Genomic DNA, 24307 nt, shown 5'->3' with positions numbered 1-24307 from the left:
TATACGACCCTTAACTTGAACAAGATTTTGCTGCTGTCAATTGTTCCAAAAATATAAGGCCAGAATCTATTTTAGAATCTAATGTGAATTAAAGTATACACATATACGACATCCATCTTGCTCTTGTACAGGAATATGCATGTCATATACATCACGCAAGGATTCTGAGTTAATAATCTCATGCGCTGGACCGTCCTTTATCAGACGCCCATCCTTTAACGCCACTATGCGATCAGAGTATACAGAAGCAAAGTTGATATCATGCAAGACAATTACAACCGTTTTCCCTAACTCATCTACCAGCTTGCGCAGTATTTTCATAATTTGCACAGAGTGTTTCATATCCAGATTGTTTAATGGCTCATCTAATAAAATATAATCCGTATCTTGTGCAATAACCATTGAAATAAAGGCACGTTGTTTTTGACCGCCTGATAACTCATCCAACAGCTTATCCTGCATATCTGTTAAATTTAAATACTCCAGTGCTTGGTCTACAATTCGTTCATCATCTGCATTCAGCCGCCCTTTTGAATATGGATAGCGTCCAAAAGAAACAAGCTCGCGTACGGTTAAACGAATATTCAAGTGATTGGTCTGCCTTAAAATAGCCACCCGCTTTGCAAAAGCATCTGATTTCATTTTCTTAACGTCAGTTTGATCTAAAAATACTTCACCTGTATCAGCATCTAAGAGACGGCTCACCATTGATAATAACGTTGATTTACCAGCGCCATTTGGACCAATAAAAGAAGTGATAGCTCTTGGTTGGATTTGCAATGTTACATTTTCAATAACAGATTTTTTCCCAAAGCTTTTAGAAAGCCCTTTAATATCAATCATCCTGCTTTCCTACTTTCCCTTAGTAATAAGTAAATAAAGTAAATCCCACCGACAAAGTTAATAACGACACTAATCGTTGTATTCAAATGGAAAACATGCTGAACAAGAAATTGTCCTCCGACAAGCGCAATAATACTGATCAAGCTTGCCCCAATGATTAATATCGAATGCTTATATGTAGCCAAATATTGATAGGCTAAATTCGCCACAATTAATCCTAAAAATGTTACAGGTCCAACCAGTGCGGTAGAAGTAGCGATTAAAATAGACGATAGAATCAGCACTTTCAGCACGATTTTATCATAGGCGACACCAAGATTAATCGCGTTATCTCGACCTAGTGATACAACATCTAAATCACGTAATAACCGATAGCCATATATAAAGGCGGTACATAAAATAACAATAGCAATGCTCAGTAATTCCGTCTTCACGTTCATAAAGCTGGCAAACAAGCGAGCTTGCAAACTTTCATATTCCACAGGATCAATTAGAACTTGCATGAACGTTACCAGACTTCCGAGTAATGTTCCAAGTATCATACCTGCTAATAATAGAAGAAAAATTGGATATTTATCTGCCCTGAATAAAAAACGATACAAAATCAATGCGAATACTACCATCGCAATGATTGCTACACTAAAGTTTAAGTAACGGCTTACAACGAAGATTGAAGCCGACCCTGCCGTAAAATAAATGACAGTTTGAACGACTTCATACATCGAGTCGATCCCCATAACAGATGGTGTTAATAAACGGTTATGTGTAATGGTTTGGAATATAACACTTGCATACGCAATTGCCGTTCCGGTAATAACCATAGCAACTATGCGCTCAATACGCTTTGGAAAGGCGTAACTAAAACCGCCCTGAATATTATAGAAAGCAAATAAAGCCATACATCCAATTGCAATAACAGCTAAAATAATTAGCTTTACACTATTTTTTCGCATATGCTTTCCCCCTAAACAACATAATTAAGAAGATCGCACTGCCAATTACTGCAACTGTAGTATTTACAGGTATCTCATATGGATGGACAATCAATCGGCTTAGAATATCACATGCCAATAAGAATGCCGCCCCCATGAATATTGTATGAGGGATTGTTTTACGTAAATTATCGCCCAGATAAAGGGAAACCAGATTTGGTACAATCAACCCTAAAAACGGAATAATCCCTACCGTTAAAATGACTGTTGTAGAAATTACCGCTACGATAACTAGACCAATGTTTAACACTGTACGATAACTTAAACCCAGGTTTTTCGCAAAATCCTCACCCATACCAGCTACTGTGAATTTATTTGCATATAGATAAGCAATGATAATTGCTGGAACCGCTACATACAACAGTTCATAGCGTCCTGAAACGATCAAGGTAAAACTCCCCAAGAAAAACGTATCTACATTTTGCAGAACATCCGCTTCATATCCAATGAATGTTGAAATCGCCCCGATGATATTACCGTACATAATTCCGATAAGAGGGACGAATATGACATCTTTGAATTTAATGCGCTCAAGTAAATTCATAAAAATAAATGTACCAATTAATGCGAATGCAAAACTAAATAGTATTTGCCCCATATAGGACATATTAGTAAAAAACACCATAGAGACAATGACACCTAGTTTTGCTGCATCTAGCGTACCAGCCGTTGTCGGTGATACAAACTTGTTTCGGCTTAAGCTTTGCATAATTAAGCCCGCAATTCCCATTCCTGCACCAGCTAAAATAATGGCCATTAACCGTGGTAATCGACTCATCAAGAAGATTTGCGTCTTGTCTGAATCTAAATCTAGTAAATCACTCGGTTTAATATCAATAGCCCCTATAAATAGCGAAATAAAGGATAGGATAATAGTTACTAATACTAACATCCATAGTCTCATTGCAATCCCCGTCAAATTAGTTTCTCAACAACATTACTGATAATGATAATCATTATTGAGTCGTCTTTAATTATAGTCAATGAAAATAGTAAAATCAACATCTAGTGATAATCATTACCAATGATAAAATGAAAATTCAGGAAAATTGTAACGATTTTAAGCACCTGTAAAATTGCTTCTAAAATAATATTCCTTTAACCCAACGAGTGCTGAAAGGTATCATCAACTTAGGCTTTTGTAATAAAAACTCATTAAAAAGGCATTCCTACTAAGTTTACAGATGAAATCCATTTAAACTCCTACTTAAGAATCATTTTTATACAATCTCCCTTTAATTCGTAGTAATCTTATAAGGTTTATTGTAATATACATCTATCCAAACAACGGAGGGATCTCATCATGATACAAATTATTAGTTATGGCCTTATCGTCGGACTTCTCTTAGGCTTTGTCTTACAAAGAGGACGTTTTTGTGTTGTCGGAGCATACCGTGACCTGCTTCTCGCTAGGGATGGACGCATGTTTCTCGCAACCATGATCGTTATTGCCATTCAGGCAATTGGTGTATATGCACTTGCAGCTAACGGAATCATCACCATCCAAGCTGATGCATTTCCTTGGTTAGGAACAATTGTTGGCGGATTTATCTTCGGAATTGGTATGGTTCTAGCCGGAGGATGTGCTACTGGTACTTGGTATCGGGCTGGTGAAGGGTTAATTGGGAGCTGGATTGCATTAGGCGGCTATGCACTTGGTGCCGCAATGACTAAGTTTGGGATATTAAGCGTTGTGGGCGGAAATGTACTATCGTATAGAACGAGCGATACGTATATCCATGAAACTTTCAACCTATCTCCATGGGTACTTGTCATTGCTTTTGCATTACTTATTGGATTTTTCGTATACCGTAACTTAAAACAGCCTAAGCTGCCATCCTTTAAAATGAAACAACAGAAAACAGGGATTGCCCATATTTTATTTGAAAAACGCTGGCACCCATTCATCACGGCGCTGCTTGTTGGTCTCATCGCTATTCTTGCATGGCCTTTAAGTGAAGCTACAGGGCGAATGGCCGGTCTTGGGATTACAACTCCAACCGCACAGTTGTTAACATTCTTTGTTAATGGTGATACATCCCTATTAAACTGGGGAGTTTTCCTTGTACTTGGCATTGGCCTTGGATCCTATATTGCCGCTCGCGGCAGCAATGAATTCAAATGGCGCCTTCCGGATAAAAGAACACTTGCATACAATGCTAGCGGTGGACTTATCATGGGCTTTGGTGCATCGCTTGCAGGCGGATGTACCATCGGAAATGGGCTTGTAAATACTGCTCTGTTTACTTGGCAAGGCTGGGTTGCTGTTGTCTTCTTCTTATTAGGAACATGGACGGCTACTTACTTTACAATTATCCGAAAACAAAAAAAACAAAAAGCAGGTGCCGGTAATACAGCGGTGGCCTAATTTAATAGGAGGGTATACATTATGGCAAAAGTACTCGAGACAAACGGAATGGTTTGCCCCTTCCCACTAGAAGAGGCGAAAGTGGCAATGGCAGAAATGGCTGTTGGCGAAGAATTAATCATCAATTTTGATTGCACCCAAGGAACAGAAAGCATTCCGCGCTGGGCCGCAAAAGAAGGTCATGAGATTACTAATTTTGAACAAACAGGCAGTGCCGAATGGCAAATCGTCTTGAAAAAAGGCCAATAAATTAAACAAGGGGCAGTCGCATAAATTTATTAGCGACTGCCCCTTGTTAATTCCCCCACAAAGTCTCTCCTATTAGTAATGCCTTCAATTGTTCTTTTTGCAACTGTCTCCTGCTCCACTCATCCAACAATCGCTCTAATGCTTCTGGTCCTGTATCATCAGCCAATCGATAGGCACCGTAATGCATAGGGATAAAATAGTCCCCCTTCAATTCTAAAAATGCTTTGATAGCATCTTCAGGATTAATATGAGAGCTTGCCATAAACCATTCAGGCTCATATGCTCCAATTGGCATAAGTACATAATTGATTTGGAACTTCTCCGCTATATCTTTAAATCCTCTGAAATAACCTGTGTCTCCAACAAAATAGACCGTTTCAGATGTATTGACTTTTTCAATCACCCATCCTCCCCAGTGGGAAGTATTCATATCAAAAGCCCCTCGTCTTGTCCAATGCTGCGCAGGAACAAAATGAAAGGATACATCTCCATGTACGAATGTCTCCCACCAGTTTGCTTCATGAACTTTCCCATACCCTCTTTTTAAGAAAGCTTTTCCCAGACCAATGGGTACATAATAAACCGGGTCACCCTTCAATTTTTGGATGGTCGGGAAATCCAGATGATCATAATGTCCATGAGAAATTAAAACGGCATCGATTGATGGTAGGTCATCTATCTTCAAACCCGGTTCTGTCAGTCGGGTTTGAACACCCATCCGCCTCGCCCAAACTGGGTCAGTCAAAATATTTATCCCTGCCATTTGAATTAAAAAGGTTGAATGGCCAATCCAGGTTATAGAAGTTCGGGATTGATTTCTTTTTAGCTCCTCCATCTGCGGGTTATCAACACGGCTAATTTGAGTTTTTAAATCCTTTTGTTTTCTCCGCCGTTCTTTATTCCACCGATACATATCCAGAAATGTATGATCATTCCCTACGCGATCAAGATTTTCAAATTTTTTCATCATATAGATACAATCCCTCACTCTTCTTTATAAACCCAGTGAAATGTATTTAATCTCTAAATATTCATCTATTCCATAATGGCTTCCTTCTCTGCCCAGTCCACTCTCTTTAAATCCTCCAAAAGGTGCCTGCGCTGTTGAAGGCAACCCATCATTAACTCCAACAATCCCATATTCCAGATTTTCAGCTATCCAAACAGCCTCCCGAATATTATCCGAGAAAACATAAGCAGCCAATCCAAATGGTGTATGATTTGCACGTTCTACCGCTTCTTCAACTTGATCAAACACTGAAATTGGAGCAATTGGGCCAAAGGTTTCTTCTTTCATACACAGCATATCATCAGTCGCACCCGAAATAACTGCAGGAGTTATAAAATGTCCCGGCATGTCTTTCTGAATATTTCCACCTGTAAGAATGGTTGCTCCTTTTTCTTTCGCATCATCAAGGTGAGACATAACCTTTTTTACGGCTTCCTCATTTATGAGCGGGCCAATATTATTTCCCTTTACCATCCCATTGCCGACCTTTAATTGTTTGACTTTTTCTGTGTATAGATTAGTAAATTCATCCATTATTGATTGTTGGACAAATATCCGGTTGGCACATACACATGTCTGCCCCGCATTACGGAATTTGGAATCGATTGCTCCCTGAACTGCTTTTTCAATATCAGCATGCTTTGTTACAATAAAAGGCGCAAGTCCTCCTAGTTCGAGGGAAATCTTCTTCACCGTATCTGCAGCATCTTTCATTAAAATCTTCCCTACTTCAGTCGAACCGGTGAATGTAATTTTGCGGACTCTTGAATCCTTCTGCCAAACAGACACGATACGCTTTGCATCACCTGTAACAATATTAATGACTCCGGCAGGGATATCAGCTTTTTCAGCCAACTCAATCAATTTCAAGGCTGTGAATGGTGTTTCTTCAGATGGCTTCAGAACAACTGTACATCCTGCTGCCAATGCCGGTGCCACTTTTCTCGTAATCATGGCAGCCGGAAAATTCCAAGGTGTAATCGCTGCTATCACCCCGACAGGCTGTTTTTGAACGAATATCCGTTTATTAGGTGAAGATGCCGGGATTGTCTCGCCGTATACACGTCTACCCTCTTCAGCAAACCAGGTAATAAAACTGTTGGCGTAGCGTAATTCCCCTTTCGCCTCTTCAAATGGTTTACCCTGCTCAAGCGTCATAATTTCTGCTAATTCATCTATATGTACATCTATTAATCTGGACCATTCCCGGAGTTTTGTACTCCGCTCCTCTGCAGTAAATTTTGACCATGCCACTCCACTCTTATAAGCTGCCTCAACCGCATCCTTTGCATCAGATTCAGATCCATTCGGAACGCTTCCTATCACCTCGCATGTAGCTGGATTATATACATTTATTGTATTTTCACTGTCTCTCCATTCTCCATTAATATACATTTGTTGTGGAAAGCATATACTCTTCATCCCTATATTCCCCTCCCTAAAGTAAAAAAGATACTATTTACTAGTTTCCCATTCTTTTTCATCTAAAAACAATCATTTGTTTCGCCCTTGCGAATTGAATATGAAAATAGAACAAAATCAATAGTAATATCCATATTAATCCATTAAAATGAAAATAAGACAGTTTTTATAATTTTTGGAGGTTGAGAGATTGAAGAATCCCCAACGAAAGAAAAAGAAAAAAAAGCAATCCGTTAATACGCGAACAAATATATTACTTTTTGTTGTCTTTTTACTATTCACAGCCTTAATTTTACGATTAGGATTTTTACAGATTGCTCATGGTGAATCCTTCAAGAAAGAAGTCGAAAGGACAGAGGATATCACCATTAACAAACCTGTACCACGCGGCCTGATTTATGATAAAAATCATAAATTAATAGTTGATAATCAACCTGTCAATGCAATCACCTATACGCGCAGTAAAACAGCAAAAACAAAGGAAATGGTAGAGACAGCCGAGAAACTATCTGAATTAATCGATATTAGTAAAGATGACCTGGAAGATATAAAAGAACGGGACCTCAAGGACTTTTGGATTATTATGAATCCGAAGGTAGCAGGGAAAAAAGTAACAAAAAAAGAGCTTTCTGATAAGAAGGATAAAGAATTATATAAACTTCAGCTCGAGCGTATCACTGAAGAAGAGTTATCTTCATTCACAAAGGCAGAGTTAAAAACTCTCGCTATTTTCCGTAAGTTTAACAGCGGAACATACTTAACTCCACAAATTGTTAAGAATAAGGATGTCACCGATGAAGAAATGGCTCGGGTCACTGAAAATCTGGATGAATTGCCTGGAGTCGATACCTCAGTCGATTGGAATCGTGCATATCCGCTTGACAGTACTTTAAGATCTATCCTTGGCAGAACAACCTCATCTGATGAAGGTCTCCCAAAGGAAAAGGTCGAATATTATTCTTCCCGTGGATACAGTCTTAACGAGCGTGTCGGTGTTTCAAACCTTGAACTTCAATATGAAGATATTTTACATGGCCAAAAAGCTAAGTCAAAAAACAAACTCGATAAAAGCGGAAATATTTTATCCATAGAAGAACTTAGTGATGGTCAACGTGGAAAGGACCTAGTTCTGACAATTGACATAGATTTCCAAAAGAAAGTGGAAACCATTATTGAAGAAGAGTTAAGAGCTAAAAAAGCAGCGTATTATGCACCTTATCTTGATCGAGCATTTGTTGTAGCCATGAATCCTAATACTGGCGAAATATTAGCGTTAGCAGGCAAACAATATGTTTGGGATGACGAAAAAAATAAATATGAAATGAAGGACTTTGCCCAAGGGACTTATACAACTGCATATGCAATGGGGTCGGCAGTCAAAGCAGCCACCGTATTAACCGGTTATCAGGAAGGGGTTCTTAATCCCGGAACCACTCTATATGATGCTCCAATGATCATAAAAGAAACACCTATAAAAAAATCCTATACAAATATGGGGTACGTTTCTGACTTAACTGCCTTACAGCGATCATCCAATGTGTATATGTTTAAAACAGCTATTGCAATTGGTGAAGGCAATTATGTTCCGAACGGACCATTATCTGTAAAACCTGAAGCATTTGATATGATGCGAAATCATTTCTATGAGTTTGGATTGGGTAAACGAACAGGTATCGATCTGCCCGGAGAACAAATTGGCTACAAGGGGACAGAATTGGGTGCCGGTAAACTGATGGACTTGGCGATCGGGCAATATGACACATATACTCCGTTGCAGCTTGCCCAATATATCTCTACCATCGCCAATGGTGGATATCGTGTTCAGCCTCGTGTTGTTAAGGAGCTTCGTGAACCAGTACTTGAAAAAGGACAGCTTGGACCAATCTTCCAAGAAATTGAACCTAAATTCCAAAACCAATTGAGTATGAATGAAGATTGGATCAATCGTGTTCAAGAAGGGTTACGGCTTGTCACCCAAACTTCAAGTGGAACCGGCTCAAGAGAAATGCTTAAAGAACCATATAGACCAGCTGGCAAGACAGGTACAGCAGAAGCCTTCTATGATGGACCAAAATGGACACCAGGAACCGAACAACCGGAAACATGGAATATCACATTTGCTGCGTACGCACCACATGATAATCCGGAAATCGCCATAAGTGTTGTCGTACCGTGGGCGTATCAATCAAATGGGCATCGGATGAATATGGATATTGGGAAAAAGGTATTTAGAGCCTACTTTGGAACGGAAAAAGAGAAGGAAGCAAATTAAAGAGACAAACCATACAAAAGGAAATGATACAATACATTCTATTTGAGCCATCGCCCATCTTTTAGACGAATAAGCTCCTTCTTTATATAGACACATATACTATAAGGAACCAGGTTCAGAAGGAGTGAATGGAATGTCAAATGAATATGATCAGCAAAATGTAAATTTCCCACATGAAATGAGACAACAAGGCTATTATGGCAGCGGTTATGGACATGGACAACACGGTGGTGGTGGCTATGGGCAACACGGTCATTATGGTGGTGGTATGGGCCATCATCAACATCATCAAGGATATCACGGCGGTATGGGATACCCTCATTATTCAGGCGGAGGATATGGACACCATATGCCTTACCATCCAGGCCATCACCATCATCAACATCACGGATATGGCGGAGGCCACGGATTCCCACATCACGGCTGGCAAGGACAGCAGTGGGGCCAAGGATGGGGTCAAGGACAATCAGGTTACGGAGGCTTTTCATCTCAAGGTCGCGATCCGTATTCCTATGAGGAATTTGCCACAGATCCATCACAATATTCAAACCCATATTACCAATATTAATAGAGTAAAACACACAGGTTTATCCAATCTGTGTGTTTTTTTCGTAAAATTTATCCAGATTAACTTTACGCTTTCAAGGGTAAAAACCTTCAATAAGCTTATTAAGTACTTAGAAAGGAATTTTTCTCATGAAAGAGCTCTCGTTAACTGAAAAACAGGTTTCCAGTGCCAATTTCCAATTTGTGTTCCCGTTTTCGCTTATACGCGGAAAGGAAGATGATTTGGTTGAGAAATTGAAAAAAAATCAGTTTAAATGGTTTAGACTGGACAACCTTGAGAAAGAAGACGATTTCTATGGCAGGTTTGAAATAGATCACGAAAATATGGAGAATTTTTTTCTTCCTTTTACAAATCGAATTTTATTCCCTAAAAAGGAGGATGGGAAAGGATTTCAACGTTATTCCAGAATGTATCAGGTTTCTGGTACATTACAAACAAAGTATTGCAGCACCAAATTTGTAGTTGAATCCATTGATATAACCGTGTGTCCATATCAGTTAGGTTTTTTAACCATACGTATTCACTTGGAAGACCAGGATCAATCATTGAATCTTACTGAAGCTATTCATTTTGCTTCAGAATTTAGAATCATGGAACAAAATCAGCCGACTTCCAAAATAATCTACGAAAATCAGGAATTCGACCATGTTGAGCGCTTTTTGTTAGATTGTCTCATGCCTGAGATAAAAAAATATATGGATGATAGCACTGAGGATAATGCATACTTTGAATCCTTCCCATTCTTTGAAAATAATCATTTATATGTCCAGTCCTTGATTGGATTGGTACCTGATGAAAAAATTGAGGATTACGATGTTTACCGATTAGGTAATCTAGATGGGTATACTCCTAATAAAAAGCCCTATATCAGTTGCAATAATCAACAATTTATTGATCAATATATGGATTCTATCGTTTATACTCGTTGGGCACCGTTTACCTATTACATACCCGATGAGCAAGGAATTGCTTGTATAACCAATCGTACGAATGAAACATTTAATAATATTGCCAGTACCTTTTATGGCGAATATTATTACGGATTAATGCTCACTTTATTTCATAAAATCACCTTGCTTAAGGTGGCAAACGAATATTCACGTGTGAGAATTTCACAGGATACAAAACAAGTAGAAAAATTAATCCATGCCATTAATGCCTTCTCGTCCAATTATTATTTTTTTGAACTGGCAACCAACTCTAAGGGCCGTGATATTTTTATCCAGCTTAGAGAAAGGTTTAAGGTAAACGATCTATTCGAGGATACACGCGCAACCCTGCAAAGCTTAAATCAATATCAAGAAAATTTCACATCGAAACAAGGCAATATGCTTTTACAAATTTTAACCCTCTATTCAGTCATAACTGGAATATTCGGAATGAATTTAGTTTCTGAACAGCTTAAAGGGAATATTAATTGGTCCAATTTATTATCGAGTTATAATCGGCTCGAATACTTAGCATTATTTGTAACATTAACCGGTGTATTTATCTCCATTATCTTAGGATTTAGATTTGTATTTTTATGGATAATGGATAAAAGGGAACGTAAAAAGTGGAGAAAGGAAATTGAGTATCCAAATACAAAGTGAATTTTATAACAGATAAACCTCCGTTCAAATCAATGTAGACGGAGGTTTTTATATTCCTCCCCCTCTAAACTAAATCATAAAGATTTAACTCCAAAATTATCCACGAATCAAAGACCTAATTTGCCTACTGTAACTTTTTGCTGTCTTATTTTCAAACAAGTTTTGTAGCAATTCATAATCCAGAAGACCTGCAATCAATTGAATAATATTCCTTAGTTAACTAATACTAACGTTTATCAATTAAGGTTTAGGTGATGGATATGAATTTCTTTAAAAAGAGCACGAAAAACCAGACTGACGAACAAGTACAATCGAACGAGGCTTCTACTCCAGATATACGGAGCTTACAAACAACCTGTCATGTAGAAGATAATATTGAAAAACTAAAAACTGCCTTTTCTAGTACACAAGATTTCGATACACGTTATTTCTCAAATGGTGATCAAAAATATGGAATGGCATTCATCAAAACAATCGTTAAAAAGGATATTATTGATCACTTTCTGATAGAACCATTAGTGATTAACTCTTCACTCAGCCCTGCTAACTTACCTGTGGCACATGTTTCTGCTTATACCTGTTTTGAAGATATTATTAATAATATGCTCGACGGTAATATTGCTCTGTTTAAAGAAGGTGATACAGCCTGTTATTTAGTAGAAGCAGCAGATTTTAAGACTCGTTCTATTGAGGAACCTGCATCGGAACAAAGTATACGTGGTTCTCATGAAGGGTTTGTAGAGAAAATTGAAGATAATTTAAATCTGATAAGAAAAAGGGTCAAAACGGAGAACTTGGTGGTTAAAACAAAAACACTTGGTTCATATCCAAAGGCTACTGCCGCTCTTTTTTATATAAATGGGAAAGCAGACCCGGAGGTTATAGAAAAAATAGAAAAAAAATTAGACTCTATTCATCTTGATACAGCTATCAATACAGAAGTTATTCAAAATTATATAGAAGACTCTGTTTATTCACCATTTCCGCAAATTTTGAATACAGAAAAACCTAATCGGGTTGCACATCACTTATCAATGGGTGCCGTTGGCTTAATGACTGAAGGAAGCTCTACTGTCTTCCTGATGCCAATTACATTCTTTACTTTTTTTCATGCAGCGGATGATATTGAAAGCCGTTTTTATATAAGCTCATTTGAACGGATTTTACGCCTGTTTGCCTTATTTCTGGCCATTACCTTACCATCATTTTATATCGCTCTTGTATCATTTGATTTCGAGATTATCCCGTTAAATCTTGTAGCAAATGTTAAAGGATCTTTGGAGAACATTCCCTACTCCCCCTTAATCGAAGCTCTTATTATGGTGGTCATATTGGAACTTCTTAAGGAATCCGCCATCCGTTTACCCAGTTCCGTTTCACCAACGATTGGTGTGGTAGGTGCTTTGGTCATAGGTACTGCAATTGTTCAGGCTAACCTGGTTTCTAATACAATGTTAATCGTGATTGCGATTACAGCCATTTCGGCATTTACTATTCCAAATCAGGAAGTCGCACAAATGATTCGTATTCTAAACTTCCCGCTCATCATTATAACTTATATTTTTGGCTTAGTTGGAATAGCGATTGGATTCACTTTAATTATCTATCATTTATGTGAATTGGAATCTATGGGAAAACCTTATTTAGCACCGGTCGCGCCGTTTAATTTTAAAAGCTTGTCGAAAATGCTATTCAAAATACCATTTAAGAAGGAGAGTTAAATGGACTATGATAGCTTCTAATAAAAAGTTATTGTCAGCTCACCAATTATACTTTTTAACCGTCCAATCCGTTAGCTCTGTCATGATTTTTGCCATTCCTTATCTTGTTAATGAGCATAGTAAACATAATGCCTGGATATCTGCCATCATCACTTTAATCTTCTTTCAACTAATTGGATGGGTCATCTTTTCATTGCATAAACGATTACCGGATAAGAATCTATTCCAAATGACAGAGATTCTAACAAGCAAATGGATCGGAAAAATAATGAATTGGCTGTATATCATCTATTTCATTGGCCTTGCTACCTATACGGCTTTATATTTTACGTATTTATCAAAGGAATGGACACTGCCTGTCACACCGCTATTTGTTGTTTACCTAATCTTTATTTTAATGGGACTCTATATAGCCAAAGGGACGATAACTACACTCGCGCGGTTCAGCGGCATAACATTCCTGGCGTTAACAGGCTTTCTCCTGTTCTCTATTTCTTTTGCCATTCCTAAAATGCATCTTTTATTTCTACTGCCAGTTGGGGATGTTCCGGTTACTAAAATTTTGAATGGTTCATATCATATGGGGATTGGTTATGCAGGCCTAAGTTCATTACTTGTATTATTACCACTTCTTCATGACAAATTAAAAACAAAAAAAAGAGTAATTACTTTTTCAATCCTGACTATTTCATTGATTTATCTTGTTTTATTAGTAATCTGTCTTGCCCATTTTGGTACATATTCATTAGGTCTAGTTCCAATTCCAGTTCTCTATTTACTAAAAATATTGACGATACTTAGCATTTTTGAACGGATGGATTTGATTATTATGTGCGCCTGGATTGCTCCAATGCTCGTTTCCTATGTCCTATATATTTTTATAGCAGGAATAGGAATATCAGAAAATACTCGATTCAAGAACAAAAAAATCATTGTATTGGTTATTACTTTGATAATCTCACTTCTATGTGCTCTTTTTCCGGAAGCGCAGGATAACATGATTCGTCTTAATAATTATTTGCTACCCTTTACTTATGTGTTCATGATAGGGTTTCCCATTCTTCTACTGGCTATTGCTATGATTCGAAATATAAACCAGAGTCATCAAAATCAGGCAGGTGATTGATCCATGAAACTATTAAAGATAGGTTTAATATTATCCATATTGATTGCTACCACAGGATGCTGGGACCAAAATTTTTTATCTAAAACTTCCCTGGCATTCAGTTTAGGTTTTGACAAAGCTAAAGGCCCGGAACCACTGGAATTAATTACAATTATTCGTGCATTAAAGCCTGCAGGTGGGGGACAAATAGAACCCTATAATACCAGTTATAAAGTAAAGGGAGCATCTCCATTAATTTTAAGGGAAAAAATGAATCAAATTACGCCCGGCGAATTCTCAATAAATAAATTAAGTAATGTTTTAATAGGCGAGGAATTGGCGAAAACAGATATCTATCCCCTGCTGGATGTGTTATATCGTGATGCAAAAAGTAATGTAAACGCAAAAGTCTTGATTACAAAAGGAAAATCACGAGACATTTTAAAAGACGAGTATATTAAGGGCACTTTAATTAGTAGAGCCATACAAGAGTTACTCGACAGTGCAGAAGACCATTCCATGATTCCTGAGCAATCATTAGCTACGATTATGCCTGCCATGTTTGATCCAGGTCAGGATTTTGTCCTTCCCTATGTAGAAAAACTTAAGGGTGGCCTGGTAAAAGTAAAGGGAGTAGCTTTATTCGATAACTTAAGTTATACCGGTAAAAATTTAATTGGGGAGGACTCTTCTTTATACTTATTAATGGTTGGCAAAGAAGGAACCTATACTCAATTTACAATAAATAATCCGGAGAAAAAAAATGAAATTGATGAAAAGGTTAGCTTTTTTATTCGAAAAAACACCCATAAAATAAAATTAAAAATCAAGGACTCTAAACCGGTCTATACAGTTTCATTAAACTTAAGGGTTTCTGTATCTGAATATACAAAGGGTTTGCTTAAAGAGGACGAAATTAAAACCCTTGAGGAGCATATTTCTAAGGACTTAACGAAACAAGCTAGAAAAGTAACTGATACGTTAGTGAAAAGCAATTGCGATGCACTCGCGCTTGGCCGTAAGCTGATGGTTAAGGATCCAAAATTGTTTGATGAGTATAAGAAGAATGGAAAGTTAGATTTAAAAAAAGTTGAGATTAACCCAACTGTTAAAATAAAAGTTGTGGACAATGGAATTTTAGATTGAATAGATTTTTTATAAGAGCGAGGAAGATGTATGAATACTGCTCAATATATTTTCAATAAACTTCATTTAGTTGCTCGTCTGATTATTATTATCGTTGGCATTATTCTGGTCTATGGAATCCTTATGCATCTGATTGAGCCTTCAACATTTACCAACATTGGTGAAGGAATATGGTTTACCATTGAATCAATTACAACTGTGGGGTATGGCGAAATTGTGCCCAAAACTCTTTTAGGGAGGTTAACTGCCAGTACATTAATCTTAATTGGTGCAGCATTTGTTTCTTACTACTACGCATCTATGTCATCCTATGTGATTAAACGGCAGACAGCCCTGCAGCTTGGTTCTGCCATCTATACAAAACGTAAGCATCTTATTATAGTTGGTTGGAATGAATGTACTAAAATGCTAATCGATACATGGCATAAGGAGAATCCACGAAGAAATATAGTCATCATAGACGAGACATTAGAATCTCATCCAATGCCAGACACTCATATCTTTTTTTTGAAAAATGACAGTACAAATGAACAGACATGGATTCATGCAAATGTAACCGAGAGTGAATTCATCATTTTAACAGCAGATCGCTCGAAAACTGAACGTGCTTCTGATTTGCATGTCATCGCTTCCTTACTGTGTATTAAAGGCCTTTATCCAGAAGCCACTTGTATTTGTGAAATAATGGCTCCCTTTCAAATGAAAAATGCCAAACGAGCTGGTGCAGATCGTATTATTGCAACTAATACGATTATTAGCCAAACCATTATAGAAACAGTCGAACAAGAGCCGTCTTCAAGATAATTTTATTCATATCCCAACACAGCAATTTCCGCTTCATTTACTAATACTCTGCCTAGATCTAAATATCTTTCCAAACCTGAATCACCACCGTACACATTATCTGATGGATTTGAGTAATGATCAAATTCACATTCATCTGAATATGGGTGGTGATTCATATAAAATTGGGCACCGGTTTTAGCTTCATAAGATAATAAGTAAGGAGTCCCAAAGCGGATTACTCCGTTTTTATCTTCTATAGACCCCTTAATGGTGGTAAAGGGAATCCTAATATAATTTGATTTACTACCGCTATCCATTAGATAATCAAAATAACCATGCTTATAATCCCAGTTCCCGCCAACGATAAACCCATGGCTTCCAAGCTGATGATGGGCATACACATAATTTGTTATAGTATTTGTTAGACGTGATGGTATTTCAATCATGTTATCCCTTCCTTCCTTTAGATCCTTTATTAATATCCACTGATAGAAGGAAAGGTATGTCTGGTATTGGCAGCCTTCAACACCTAATATTCTCAACTATGGTACATATAAAAAATACCCGGTTCATTTACCGGGTATTTTTTGCACGAACATAATATTAAGAATTTAATCGTTTTTCAAGCTCAGCTTTCTTTTCTTCAAAGCCAGCTTTGCCAAGTAAAGCGAACATATTAACTTTATATGCTTCGACACCTGGTTGATCAAATGGATTTACCCCCATTAAATAGCAGCTCATTGCGCATGCTTTTTCGAAGAAGTAGACCATATAACCAAATGTATATTCATCAAGTGCCGGAATGCTCACAACCAAGTTCGGAACTCCGCCATCTGTATGAGCTAATAATGTACCCTCAAATGCCTTATTATTCACGAAATCTACTGTTTGTCCAGCTAAATAATTGAGGTTATCCAAATCATTTGCTGCCTCTTCAAGAACTAATTCATGGCGTGGCTTTTCTACTTTTATAACTGTTTCAAACAGATCTCTGCGACCTTCCTGCACGTATTGTCCTAATGAGTGAAGATCAGTTGAGAAGTTCGCAGAAGATGGATAAACTCCTTTTTGATCTTTTCCTTCACTTTCACCAAAGAGCTGTTTCCACCACTCGGAGAAATACTGTAAGGATGGCTCATAGTTAATCAACATCTCAATGGTTTTCCCTTTACGATAAAGAAGATTACGAACAACTGCATATTGATACGCCTCATTGTTCTCTAATTCAGATTCAGAATAATCTTGCTCAGCTGCAGCTGCACCTTTCATGATAACATCGATATCCGCTCCGCTTGCAGCAATCGGCAGTAATCCAACAGCTGTAAGAACAGAATAACGTCCGCCTACATCATCAGGAATGACAAATGTTTCAAACCCTTCTTCATCAGCAACTGTTTTTAAAGCGCCTCTAGCTTTATCTGTAGTTGCATAAATGCGGCCCTTTGCTGCTTCTGCGCCATATTTTTCTTCCAATAGCTTACGGAAAATACGGAAGGCAATCGCTGGTTCAGTAGTTGTACCGGATTTAGATATAACATTAATCGAGAAATCTTTTCCTTCAAGAAGATCCATTAAATCGCGCATATATGTAGAACTGATATTGTTACCTGCAAAAATGATTTGCGGAGCTTTACGCTTTTCACTAGGCAGAATATTAAAGAAGCTGTGTTGAAGCATTTCAATTGCCGCTCTAGCTCCAAGATAAGATCCGCCAATCCCAATAACTAATAAGATATCAGAATCGTTTTTAATCTTTTCTGCTGCTTTCTTTATACGTGCAAACTCTTCTTTATCATAATCAGAAGGCAAAGATAACCATCCAAGATAATCATTACCAGCTCCTGTTTTTTCATGGATTGTATGATGCAGTTGCTTTACAGTATCCTTCATATAAGACACTTCATGCTCTTGGAAAAATTCTAGTGCTTTTGAATAATCAAATTTAATATGAGTCATTTTTTGTCCTCCATTCAGTTTCCTCATTTTCACTTTACAGAATCCGAAAATGATAATCAAGTTGCGACTAATAGCTTCAAAAATTTCAAGCGTTTACATTTCGTAACATTGAGAAAAAGGTCTTACAGGAAGACCTTTTTTTCAAACTATAAAGATGCTTTGAGAATAGATAGTACATCCTCTTTGTTAAGCTTCTTAAAGTTTCCGAATTCACCGTTCACCATTGCTTTGTCTGCTATTAACTCTATTTTGGAATCGTCTATATCATAATCAGCCAATCTGGATGGAGCGCCGATTCCTGTCCAGAAATCTCTTATATTACGGATACAATCATTAGCGATTTCCTCTTTTGATTTACCAGCTGGATCCACGTCAAATACCTCAGTTCCCAATCTGACTAACTTATCAAGATTTTCGTGCATACAGTGCTTCATCCAGTTTGGAAATAAGATTGCAAGCCCCCCTGCATGAGGAATATCATAGACAGCTGACACAGCATGTTCGATATTATGCGTTGCCCAATCGCCACGGATACCCACACTCAATGTACCATTTAAAGCCACCGTTCCACAGTAAAGAATAGTTTCCCGATATTGATAATTTTCCATATCGTTCAATAATTTCGGAGCCGTTTCTTTAACTGTTTTTAACACTGATTCACACATTCTATCCTGTAAAGGTGTATTTTCTGTGTGGTTAAAATATGTTTCCAACACATGTGACATCATATCAACCATTCCGTAAATCGTCTGATCGCGAGGAACTGTGAACGTATTAACCGGATCAAGGATAGAAAACTGAGGGTATGTATATGGTGAACCCCACCCGTGCTTCTCCTGTGTCTCCCAATTCGTAATCACACTGCCAGAGTTCATTTCAGAGCCTGTGGCTGCCAGTGTTAAAACTGTACCAAACGGCATAGCGCCCTTTACTTTGGCTTTCTTGGTGACTAAATCCCATGGATCTCCCTCATACACAACACCTGCCGCAATTGCCTTCGTACAATCAATAACACTACCTCCGCCAATAGCTAAAAGAAAATCAACCTCATTTTCTCGGCATATATCGACACCTTTGCGCACAGTAGAGATACGCGGATTTGGTTCTACTCCAGATAATTCATGATAGGTTAGTTCTCTGTGCTTCAGCTCATCAACAACACGATCATATAAGCCATTTTTCTTTATGCTTCCCCCACCATAAATTAATAAAATATTTTTTGAATCGGCTGGTATTAAATTTTTCAGTTCTTTAACTGTATCCTTACCAAATACTAAATTTGTCGGATTTTTATATGTAAAATTTTGCATAATTCTATTTCCTCCTTATTATTCCGTTTTCTTTATCTTTAATTCCTTTAATTTCATTAATAAAACCTAAAATCATGTATAATATTTTCTTTTTTTAACCACTCTATAACTGAACCATGCTTTTTGAAGGAGGAAATCAAATGAGTGGTATACAACGTACCGCACTTGTCTTAACAATTATAGGCGCCATTAACTGGGGACTTATCGGATTTTTCCAATTCGATTTGGTTGCCACTGTTTTTGGGGGCGGAAGCCAAGCTGGTGGTTTCGCACGTGTTATTTATGCACTTGTTGGAATTGCAGGCCTTGTCAATCTTGGATTACTATTCAAGCCAAGCGAACAAACAAGCAGCCAGGAACAACCAAATCCATCAAAATCATAATATCTAGAATAGGCCCATCCCTTTATTTGGATGGGCCTATTCATTTATACAGACAATACCTTTTTAATTTTTGAAATCGCCCAATCAAGCTCTTCTTTGGTAATGATAAGTGGTGGGGCAAAACGGATGACATTATCATGAGTTTCCTTACATAATAAGCCCTCATCCTTTAACCGTTCACAATATGGGCGTGCTGATTCCGTTAATTCCATACCAATAAATAAACCACGGCCTCTGATTTCTTTTATAATAGGATTTTCAATCTTCCTTAATTCTTCACTCAGATAGGCTCCCAGCTGTTCGGATTTTCCAGCCAAGTTCTCTTCAACTAACACATCAATAGCCTCCATAGATACTGCGCAGGCTAATGGGTTACCACCAAATGTAGATCCATGGGATCCCGGATTAAAAACATCAAGAATATCATGAGTGGCCAGAATACAGGAAATTGGGAATACTCCGCCACCAAGGGCCTTACCCAAAATATAAATATCAGGAACAACATCCTCCCACTCACACGCAAACATCCTGCCCGTTCTGCAAAGCCCTACCTGAATCTCATCTGCAATAAATAAAACATCATTAGCCTTACATACATTATATGCTTCCTTAAGGAACCCTTCAGAAGGTATATTAATTCCTGCTTCACCTTGGATCGGCTCAATCAAAAAGCCTGCTGTATTGGGAGTAATCGCTTCCTTTAAAGCTTCTATATCGCCAAATGGGATAAGCTTAATGCCTGGCAGCATAGGACCAAAACCTCTTTTATATTCCTCATCAGAAGAAAGAGAAACAGCAAGCATCGTTCTGCCATGAAAGTTCCCAGTGCAGGCGATAAATTCTGCCTTGTCCTTTTCCACTCCTTTTACGTCATAGGCCCATCTTCTTGCAGCTTTAAAAGCTGTTTCAACCGCCTCCGCGCCAGTATTCATAGGAAGTGCTTTGTCTTTGTTTGCTAGCTTACAAATTTTTTCATACCATGGACCAAGCTGATCATTATGAAAAGCTCTTGACGTCAGAGTTACACGATCTGCTTGCTCCTTTAAGGCCTGAATAATTCTTGGGTGACGATGCCCCTGGTTTACAGCCGAATAAGCGCTCAGCATGTCCATATATCGGTTGCCCTCTGGATCCTTTACCCAAACACCCTCAGCTTCAGCTATAACAATCGGCAATGGGTGATAATTCTTGGCACCATATTGTTCTGTTTGTTCAATCACTTCGTTGGAAACAGTTGTCTTTGTCACATGAATCGGCCCCCTATCTAAGTTTTGCTTTCGTATAAGGTATAATTCTATTCGACTAAAAACCCAATTAAACGATAAGTTGAGTCTTGTCTATATTATCCGATAATTTACGTACAATTGGAATTAATAACTGTTAACAACAAAAAACTGCCCATTATCACAGTCGAAACAAGTGATAAGGGCAGTTTCAGAAATCAATTCAATTATTTTTTAATAAGATCTTCGCGTTTGGATTGTTCAATCCACTCTTCCAATTTATCTTTAAGTGTATTGAATCCTTGTGGTGTTTCAGCAGGCGGAACTTTAACTGAACTTTGTTGAGATTTTTTCTTAGGTTTACGAGCTTCCTGTTTAACTGCTGGTGGCTCTTCTGTAGCACGAATAGATAGAGCGATTTTCCCAGCTTCTTCATTAACGGAAAGAACTTTAACTTTAACTTCATCGCCTAATTTTAATTGATCATTAATATCTTTCACAAAACCGTACGTAATTTCGGAAATATGAACGAGTCCTTGTGTATTTTCGTCTAAAGCAACGAATGCTCCGTAAGGCTGAATGCCAGTTACTTTACCTGTAAGAATTTGACCTACTTCATATTTTGTAGTCATAATAACACTCCTATAAATGTTTAAATTTTTCGTTTATATACGCAATATAAAATTATAGCACAATGTTTAACCATTATCAAAAATGACCTACATACCTTTCTATTTTTATTTACCCTATTGCCTAATAATAAACACCTTTATCGGCAGGAATAACTTACCTGTTTAATCAGATTTAATATTCTGGCAATTATTCCTGTATAATGCTACTATAATACGATTAATAAGATTACAAGCTATGAGGTGCATACATGCAAAAACATGAACAATGGTCATCAAAGATTGGATTTATTTTAGCTGCTGCCGGTTCAGCAATTGGACTGGGTGCCATTTGGAAATTCCCCTACATGGCTGGAACAAATGGTGGTGCAGCCTTCTTCCTTTTATTTATTGCGTTCACACTCTTTATCGGTGCTCCTATTTTAATTTCCGAATTTGTTATTGGAAGAAACGCACAAAAGGATGCAGTCAGTGCCTATAAAGTTATAGCCCCTAATTCTAAATGGTTTTTAATGGGGTGGATGGGTGTAATTGCTTCCGTTCTGTTGCTATCCTTTTACAGTGTGGTAGGCGGCTGGATTTTATCCTATCTAGGCAGAAGTCTACTTGGGCAGATAACAGGGGTAGCTAATTATGAATCATTATTTAATAACATTATTGAAAATCCATATGAATCAATCATTTCCCAGATTCTGTTCATACTATTGACAATATGGGTGGTTCAGGGAGGAATCAAAAAAGGGATTGAACGGGCAAGCAAGTATATGATGCCGGCATTATTCATTTTGTTTATTATATTGGCCGTTCGATCGTTAACCTTGGATGGAGCTATGGAAGGTGTTAGATTCTTCTTGCAGCCAGACTTCAATAAAATCACGGGTGAATCCGTATTGCTGGCACTTGGACAAGCCTTTTTCGCTCTTAGTGTGGGAACATCGGTAATGGTGACCTACGCTTCCTATTTGCCGAAAAACGAGAATTTGATGAAATCTGGCTTTTCAGTTGTGGGATTAAATATTTTAATCTCCTTATTAGCAGGCCTTGTTATCTTCCCTGCTGTATTTGCGTTAGGATATGATCCTGCATCAGGTCCAGGACTAGTTTTTGTCATACTGCCAGCTGTATTTAATGAGATTGCATTCGGAGGATTTTTCATGATCATCTTTATGATCTTATTGTTATTTGCGACTCTTACCTCAGCCTTTTCCATTTTGGAAATTGTTGTAGCAGTCATTTCAAAAGAAAATCCCGAGAAACGAAAATCTTCCGCATGGCTGGCTGGAATCATCACCTTCATTGTTGGGATTCCGAGTGCTTTATCCTATGGAATCTTAAGCGATGTTCATATTGCGGGTAAAACTTTCTTTGATCTGGCAGATTTTATTGTTTCAAATCTTGCCCTGCCGCTCGGTTCGCTGTTTATTTCTATATTTATAGGTTACGTTATGGATAAAAATGCAGTCAGAACAGAGTTACAAAATGGCTCGAAATTGAAATACTGGATGTTTAACGGTTGGTATATCTTAGTCCGTTACGTATGCCCTGCCGCAATTTTATTAGTCTTCCTGAACTCTATTGGAATTATTTAGTAAGGTGGTAGAATATAAGGAGAACTATTAATATCGGGAGGGATTGATAATGGCTACAATTGGAGAAAATATTCGTAAGTACAGAATTGACAAAGGAATGAGTGTGGAAGAGCTAGCGTTACGCTCCAGAATCGGCACTCACAAACTTGAGCAATACGAGGAAAATGAAATAACACCAAGCCTCCAGGTTCTCCTGACTATTTCAACTGCATTGGATTGCCCTGCCTCTGAACTAATGGAGCACGCCAATCCAACAGGACCATGCCAACTAGATCCCGAACTCCATACCCTCATCAATACAATGGGGCAAAAACGAGCAAAATTAATACTAAAGAAAACCCAAGACATAACCGAAGCCGACTTCCTAAGGATAATGGGGAACTTAAAAAGCTGAAACGGCTCGTTCAGAAGCGAGGAGCATAAGAGAAAGCCACGCAGGGAATGGTCTTCCCCGCAGTGGCTTTTCTTATGTCCTGAGCTTCTAGCCGTTGAAGCTGAATTAACTAAAAGGCTGAGGCGACTGCCCAGGAGCGACAAGCATAAGACGAATACTCGGAGGGAGGTTTTTCTCCCGCAGAGTATTTGCTTATGACTCGAGCTCCTAGGAGCCGAAGCTGGATTAACTAAAAAGCTGAAGGGCCTTGCCCAGGAGCGAGGAGCATAAGACAGAGGCTCGGAGGGGATGTTCTTCCCCCGTAGAGGCTATGCTTATGTCCCGAGCTCCTAGGCCCTGAAGCTAGATTAACTAAAAGGCTGAAACGACTGCCCAGGCCCGAAAAGCATAAGAGAGAGGCACGCAGGGAGGTGTTCTTCCCTCCCGCAGTGGCTATACTTATGTACCGATACCTTACGCCTTGAAGAGGCTGGGACATAACTAAATTTACTATGTCTAAAGCCGAATGATATATTGGATTTTTATTAATCTAAATAGAAAAAGCCGAACTATTATAAATAATGCTAACACTGCATTTAATAATAGTTCGGCTTTTTTAGTTATTGGAAACCTTTTGTCCCAGCCTCTTTTTGATCAACATTCTGTTTTAATAATTGAGCTTGGCTGGAATTTGGCTGGGTCGGCTGAATTCCCATCCAACTTGGCTCTATTTCTATTAAAATACGTGTTTATTTAGAACCGGATTCCCAA

Annotated in this window: 22 protein-coding genes; 12 read left to right on the top strand and 10 right to left on the bottom strand. The window is 38.0% G+C overall.

Annotated features, from left to right (window positions below):
* Nucleotides 1–78: 78 nt before the first annotated feature.
* The 3 genes from A8L44_RS12825 to A8L44_RS12815 are packed head-to-tail and all read right to left on the bottom strand — an operon-like array spanning nt 79 to nt 2739.
* Entirely contained in the window at nt 79–843 is a 765-nt protein-coding gene (locus tag A8L44_RS12825) for an iron ABC transporter ATP-binding protein (RefSeq protein ID WP_066106739.1), read from the bottom strand.
* Entirely contained in the window at nt 840–1796 is a 957-nt protein-coding gene (locus tag A8L44_RS12820) for an iron chelate uptake ABC transporter family permease subunit (RefSeq protein WP_066106734.1), read from the bottom strand. The genes A8L44_RS12825 and A8L44_RS12820 overlap by 4 nt, the downstream gene beginning before the upstream one ends.
* Nucleotides 1783–2739, bottom strand: coding sequence for an ABC transporter permease (locus A8L44_RS12815; protein WP_066106731.1), 957 nt, complete (start codon nt 2737–2739; stop codon nt 1783–1785). The genes A8L44_RS12820 and A8L44_RS12815 overlap by 14 nt, the downstream gene beginning before the upstream one ends.
* A 399-nt stretch (nt 2740–3138) precedes the next feature.
* Here A8L44_RS12815 and A8L44_RS12810 point away from each other — a divergent pair, with 399 nt between their 5' ends.
* Nucleotides 3139–4203, top strand: coding sequence for a YeeE/YedE family protein (locus tag A8L44_RS12810; protein WP_175354295.1), 1065 nt, complete (start codon nt 3139–3141; stop codon nt 4201–4203).
* A 21-nt stretch (nt 4204–4224) separates the two neighbouring features.
* On the top strand, nt 4225–4452 hold the full coding sequence (locus A8L44_RS12805; RefSeq protein WP_066106725.1) for a sulfurtransferase TusA family protein: 228 nt from the start codon (nt 4225–4227) through the stop codon (nt 4450–4452).
* 46 nt (nt 4453–4498) lie between these two features.
* Here A8L44_RS12805 and A8L44_RS12800 read toward each other — a convergent pair whose 3' ends face one another.
* Both A8L44_RS12800 and A8L44_RS12795 read right to left on the bottom strand, forming a co-directional pair.
* Nucleotides 4499–5422, bottom strand: coding sequence for an MBL fold metallo-hydrolase (locus A8L44_RS12800; RefSeq protein ID WP_441294134.1), 924 nt, complete (start codon nt 5420–5422; stop codon nt 4499–4501).
* A 24-nt stretch (nt 5423–5446) separates the two neighbouring features.
* Nucleotides 5447–6883 carry an NAD-dependent succinate-semialdehyde dehydrogenase gene (locus A8L44_RS12795; protein ID WP_066106722.1) on the bottom strand — a complete coding sequence of 479 codons (1437 nt, stop codon included), beginning with the start codon at nt 6881–6883 and terminating at the stop codon, nt 5447–5449.
* Nucleotides 6884–7073: 190 nt separating this feature from the next.
* Between A8L44_RS12795 and A8L44_RS12790 the strand changes: the two genes are divergently transcribed.
* The 7 genes from A8L44_RS12790 to A8L44_RS12760 all read left to right on the top strand — a co-directional run bounded on the left by A8L44_RS12790 (nt 7074) and on the right by A8L44_RS12760 (nt 16091).
* Nucleotides 7074–9155, top strand: a complete 2082-nt coding sequence (locus tag A8L44_RS12790) for a penicillin-binding transpeptidase domain-containing protein (RefSeq protein ID WP_254654716.1) — start codon at nt 7074–7076, stop codon at nt 9153–9155.
* Between the two features lie 133 nt (nt 9156–9288).
* A complete protein-coding gene (locus A8L44_RS12785) occupies nt 9289–9723 on the top strand; it encodes a hypothetical protein (RefSeq protein ID WP_066106717.1) in 435 nt (144 codons plus the stop codon).
* Between the two features lie 128 nt (nt 9724–9851).
* A complete protein-coding gene (locus A8L44_RS12780; protein WP_066106714.1) occupies nt 9852–11315 on the top strand; it encodes a hypothetical protein in 1464 nt (487 codons plus the stop codon).
* A gap of 260 nt (nt 11316–11575) precedes the next feature.
* Complete coding sequence (locus tag A8L44_RS12775) at nt 11576–13036, top strand: spore germination protein (protein ID WP_066106711.1); 1461 nt, start codon at nt 11576–11578, stop codon at nt 13034–13036.
* Between the two features lie 7 nt (nt 13037–13043).
* Nucleotides 13044–14162: a GerAB/ArcD/ProY family transporter gene (locus tag A8L44_RS12770; protein ID WP_066106708.1), complete on the top strand. Its 1119-nt coding sequence runs from the start codon at nt 13044–13046 to the stop codon at nt 14160–14162.
* Between the two features lie 3 nt (nt 14163–14165).
* Nucleotides 14166–15287 (top strand): Ger(x)C family spore germination protein, encoded by a 1122-nt coding sequence (locus A8L44_RS12765; protein ID WP_066106703.1) that lies wholly within the window; start codon nt 14166–14168, stop codon nt 15285–15287.
* A gap of 30 nt (nt 15288–15317) precedes the next feature.
* Nucleotides 15318–16091, top strand: a complete 774-nt coding sequence (locus tag A8L44_RS12760; RefSeq protein ID WP_066106697.1) for a potassium channel protein — start codon at nt 15318–15320, stop codon at nt 16089–16091.
* A gap of 2 nt (nt 16092–16093) precedes the next feature.
* Here the strand turns inward: A8L44_RS12760 and A8L44_RS12755 are convergent, their stop codons facing one another.
* The 3 genes from A8L44_RS12755 to A8L44_RS12745 all read right to left on the bottom strand — a co-directional run bounded on the left by A8L44_RS12755 (nt 16094) and on the right by A8L44_RS12745 (nt 19339).
* Nucleotides 16094–16519 (bottom strand): YugN family protein, encoded by a 426-nt coding sequence (locus tag A8L44_RS12755; RefSeq protein WP_066106694.1) that lies wholly within the window; start codon nt 16517–16519, stop codon nt 16094–16096.
* A 157-nt stretch (nt 16520–16676) separates the two neighbouring features.
* Nucleotides 16677–18029 carry a glucose-6-phosphate isomerase gene (locus A8L44_RS12750; RefSeq protein ID WP_066106687.1) on the bottom strand — a complete coding sequence of 451 codons (1353 nt, stop codon included), beginning with the start codon at nt 18027–18029 and terminating at the stop codon, nt 16677–16679.
* Between the two features lie 146 nt (nt 18030–18175).
* The gene (locus A8L44_RS12745) at nt 18176–19339 is read right to left on the bottom strand and encodes an iron-containing alcohol dehydrogenase (protein ID WP_066106679.1); all 1164 of its coding nucleotides are present in this window, start codon (nt 19337–19339) and stop codon (nt 18176–18178) included.
* A gap of 140 nt (nt 19340–19479) precedes the next feature.
* On the opposite strand from A8L44_RS12745, the gene A8L44_RS12740 reads away from it, so the two are divergent.
* Complete coding sequence (locus A8L44_RS12740; RefSeq protein ID WP_066106678.1) at nt 19480–19722, top strand: DUF378 domain-containing protein; 243 nt, start codon at nt 19480–19482, stop codon at nt 19720–19722.
* Nucleotides 19723–19766: 44 nt separating this feature from the next.
* Here A8L44_RS12740 and A8L44_RS12735 read toward each other — a convergent pair whose 3' ends face one another.
* Together A8L44_RS12735 and yugI are read right to left on the bottom strand one after the other, a co-directional pair.
* A complete protein-coding gene (locus A8L44_RS12735; protein WP_066106675.1) occupies nt 19767–20969 on the bottom strand; it encodes an ornithine--oxo-acid transaminase in 1203 nt (400 codons plus the stop codon).
* A gap of 203 nt (nt 20970–21172) precedes the next feature.
* Nucleotides 21173–21577 (bottom strand): S1 domain-containing post-transcriptional regulator GSP13, encoded by a 405-nt coding sequence (gene yugI, locus A8L44_RS12730; RefSeq protein WP_066106671.1) that lies wholly within the window; start codon nt 21575–21577, stop codon nt 21173–21175.
* A 248-nt stretch (nt 21578–21825) separates the two neighbouring features.
* On the opposite strand from yugI, the gene A8L44_RS12725 reads away from it, so the two are divergent.
* Nucleotides 21826–23163, top strand: coding sequence for a sodium-dependent transporter (locus tag A8L44_RS12725; protein ID WP_066106667.1), 1338 nt, complete (start codon nt 21826–21828; stop codon nt 23161–23163).
* Between the two features lie 49 nt (nt 23164–23212).
* Entirely contained in the window at nt 23213–23557 is a 345-nt protein-coding gene (locus tag A8L44_RS12720; protein WP_066106664.1) for a helix-turn-helix domain-containing protein, read from the top strand.
* Nucleotides 23558–24307: the final 750 nt, after the last annotated feature.

The organism is Bacillus sp. FJAT-27986, assembly GCF_001685035.1.
Classification (GTDB): domain Bacteria; phylum Bacillota; class Bacilli; order Bacillales; family Pradoshiaceae; genus Pradoshia.
This window is presented reverse-complemented; position numbering and strand designations above follow the sequence as displayed.

Bases quoted from the DNA above. Each gene is read 5' to 3' on its own strand.
- A8L44_RS12825 (WP_066106739.1), bottom strand. From the start codon at position 843: ATGATTGATATTAAAGGGCTTTCTAAAAGCTTTGGGAAAAAATCTGTT.
- A8L44_RS12820 (WP_066106734.1), bottom strand. From the start codon at position 1,796: ATGCGAAAAAATAGTGTAAAGCTAATTATTTTAGCTGTTATTGCAATT.
- A8L44_RS12815 (WP_066106731.1), bottom strand. From the start codon at position 2,739: ATGAGACTATGGATGTTAGTATTAGTAACTATTATCCTATCCTTTATT.
- A8L44_RS12810 (WP_175354295.1), top strand. From the start codon at position 3,139: ATGATACAAATTATTAGTTATGGCCTTATCGTCGGACTTCTCTTAGGC.
- A8L44_RS12805 (WP_066106725.1), top strand. From the start codon at position 4,225: ATGGCAAAAGTACTCGAGACAAACGGAATGGTTTGCCCCTTCCCACTA.
- A8L44_RS12800 (WP_441294134.1), bottom strand. From the start codon at position 5,422: ATGATGAAAAAATTTGAAAATCTTGATCGCGTAGGGAATGATCATACA.
- A8L44_RS12795 (WP_066106722.1), bottom strand. From the start codon at position 6,883: ATGAAGAGTATATGCTTTCCACAACAAATGTATATTAATGGAGAATGG.
- A8L44_RS12785 (WP_066106717.1), top strand. From the start codon at position 9,289: ATGTCAAATGAATATGATCAGCAAAATGTAAATTTCCCACATGAAATG.
- A8L44_RS12780 (WP_066106714.1), top strand. From the start codon at position 9,852: ATGAAAGAGCTCTCGTTAACTGAAAAACAGGTTTCCAGTGCCAATTTC.
- A8L44_RS12775 (WP_066106711.1), top strand. From the start codon at position 11,576: ATGAATTTCTTTAAAAAGAGCACGAAAAACCAGACTGACGAACAAGTA.
- A8L44_RS12770 (WP_066106708.1), top strand. From the start codon at position 13,044: ATGATAGCTTCTAATAAAAAGTTATTGTCAGCTCACCAATTATACTTT.
- A8L44_RS12765 (WP_066106703.1), top strand. From the start codon at position 14,166: ATGAAACTATTAAAGATAGGTTTAATATTATCCATATTGATTGCTACC.
- A8L44_RS12760 (WP_066106697.1), top strand. From the start codon at position 15,318: ATGAATACTGCTCAATATATTTTCAATAAACTTCATTTAGTTGCTCGT.
- A8L44_RS12755 (WP_066106694.1), bottom strand. From the start codon at position 16,519: ATGATTGAAATACCATCACGTCTAACAAATACTATAACAAATTATGTG.
- A8L44_RS12750 (WP_066106687.1), bottom strand. From the start codon at position 18,029: ATGACTCATATTAAATTTGATTATTCAAAAGCACTAGAATTTTTCCAA.
- A8L44_RS12745 (WP_066106679.1), bottom strand. From the start codon at position 19,339: ATGCAAAATTTTACATATAAAAATCCGACAAATTTAGTATTTGGTAAG.
- A8L44_RS12740 (WP_066106678.1), top strand. From the start codon at position 19,480: ATGAGTGGTATACAACGTACCGCACTTGTCTTAACAATTATAGGCGCC.
- yugI (WP_066106671.1), bottom strand. From the start codon at position 21,577: ATGACTACAAAATATGAAGTAGGTCAAATTCTTACAGGTAAAGTAACT.
- A8L44_RS12725 (WP_066106667.1), top strand. From the start codon at position 21,826: ATGCAAAAACATGAACAATGGTCATCAAAGATTGGATTTATTTTAGCT.
- A8L44_RS12720 (WP_066106664.1), top strand. From the start codon at position 23,213: ATGGCTACAATTGGAGAAAATATTCGTAAGTACAGAATTGACAAAGGA.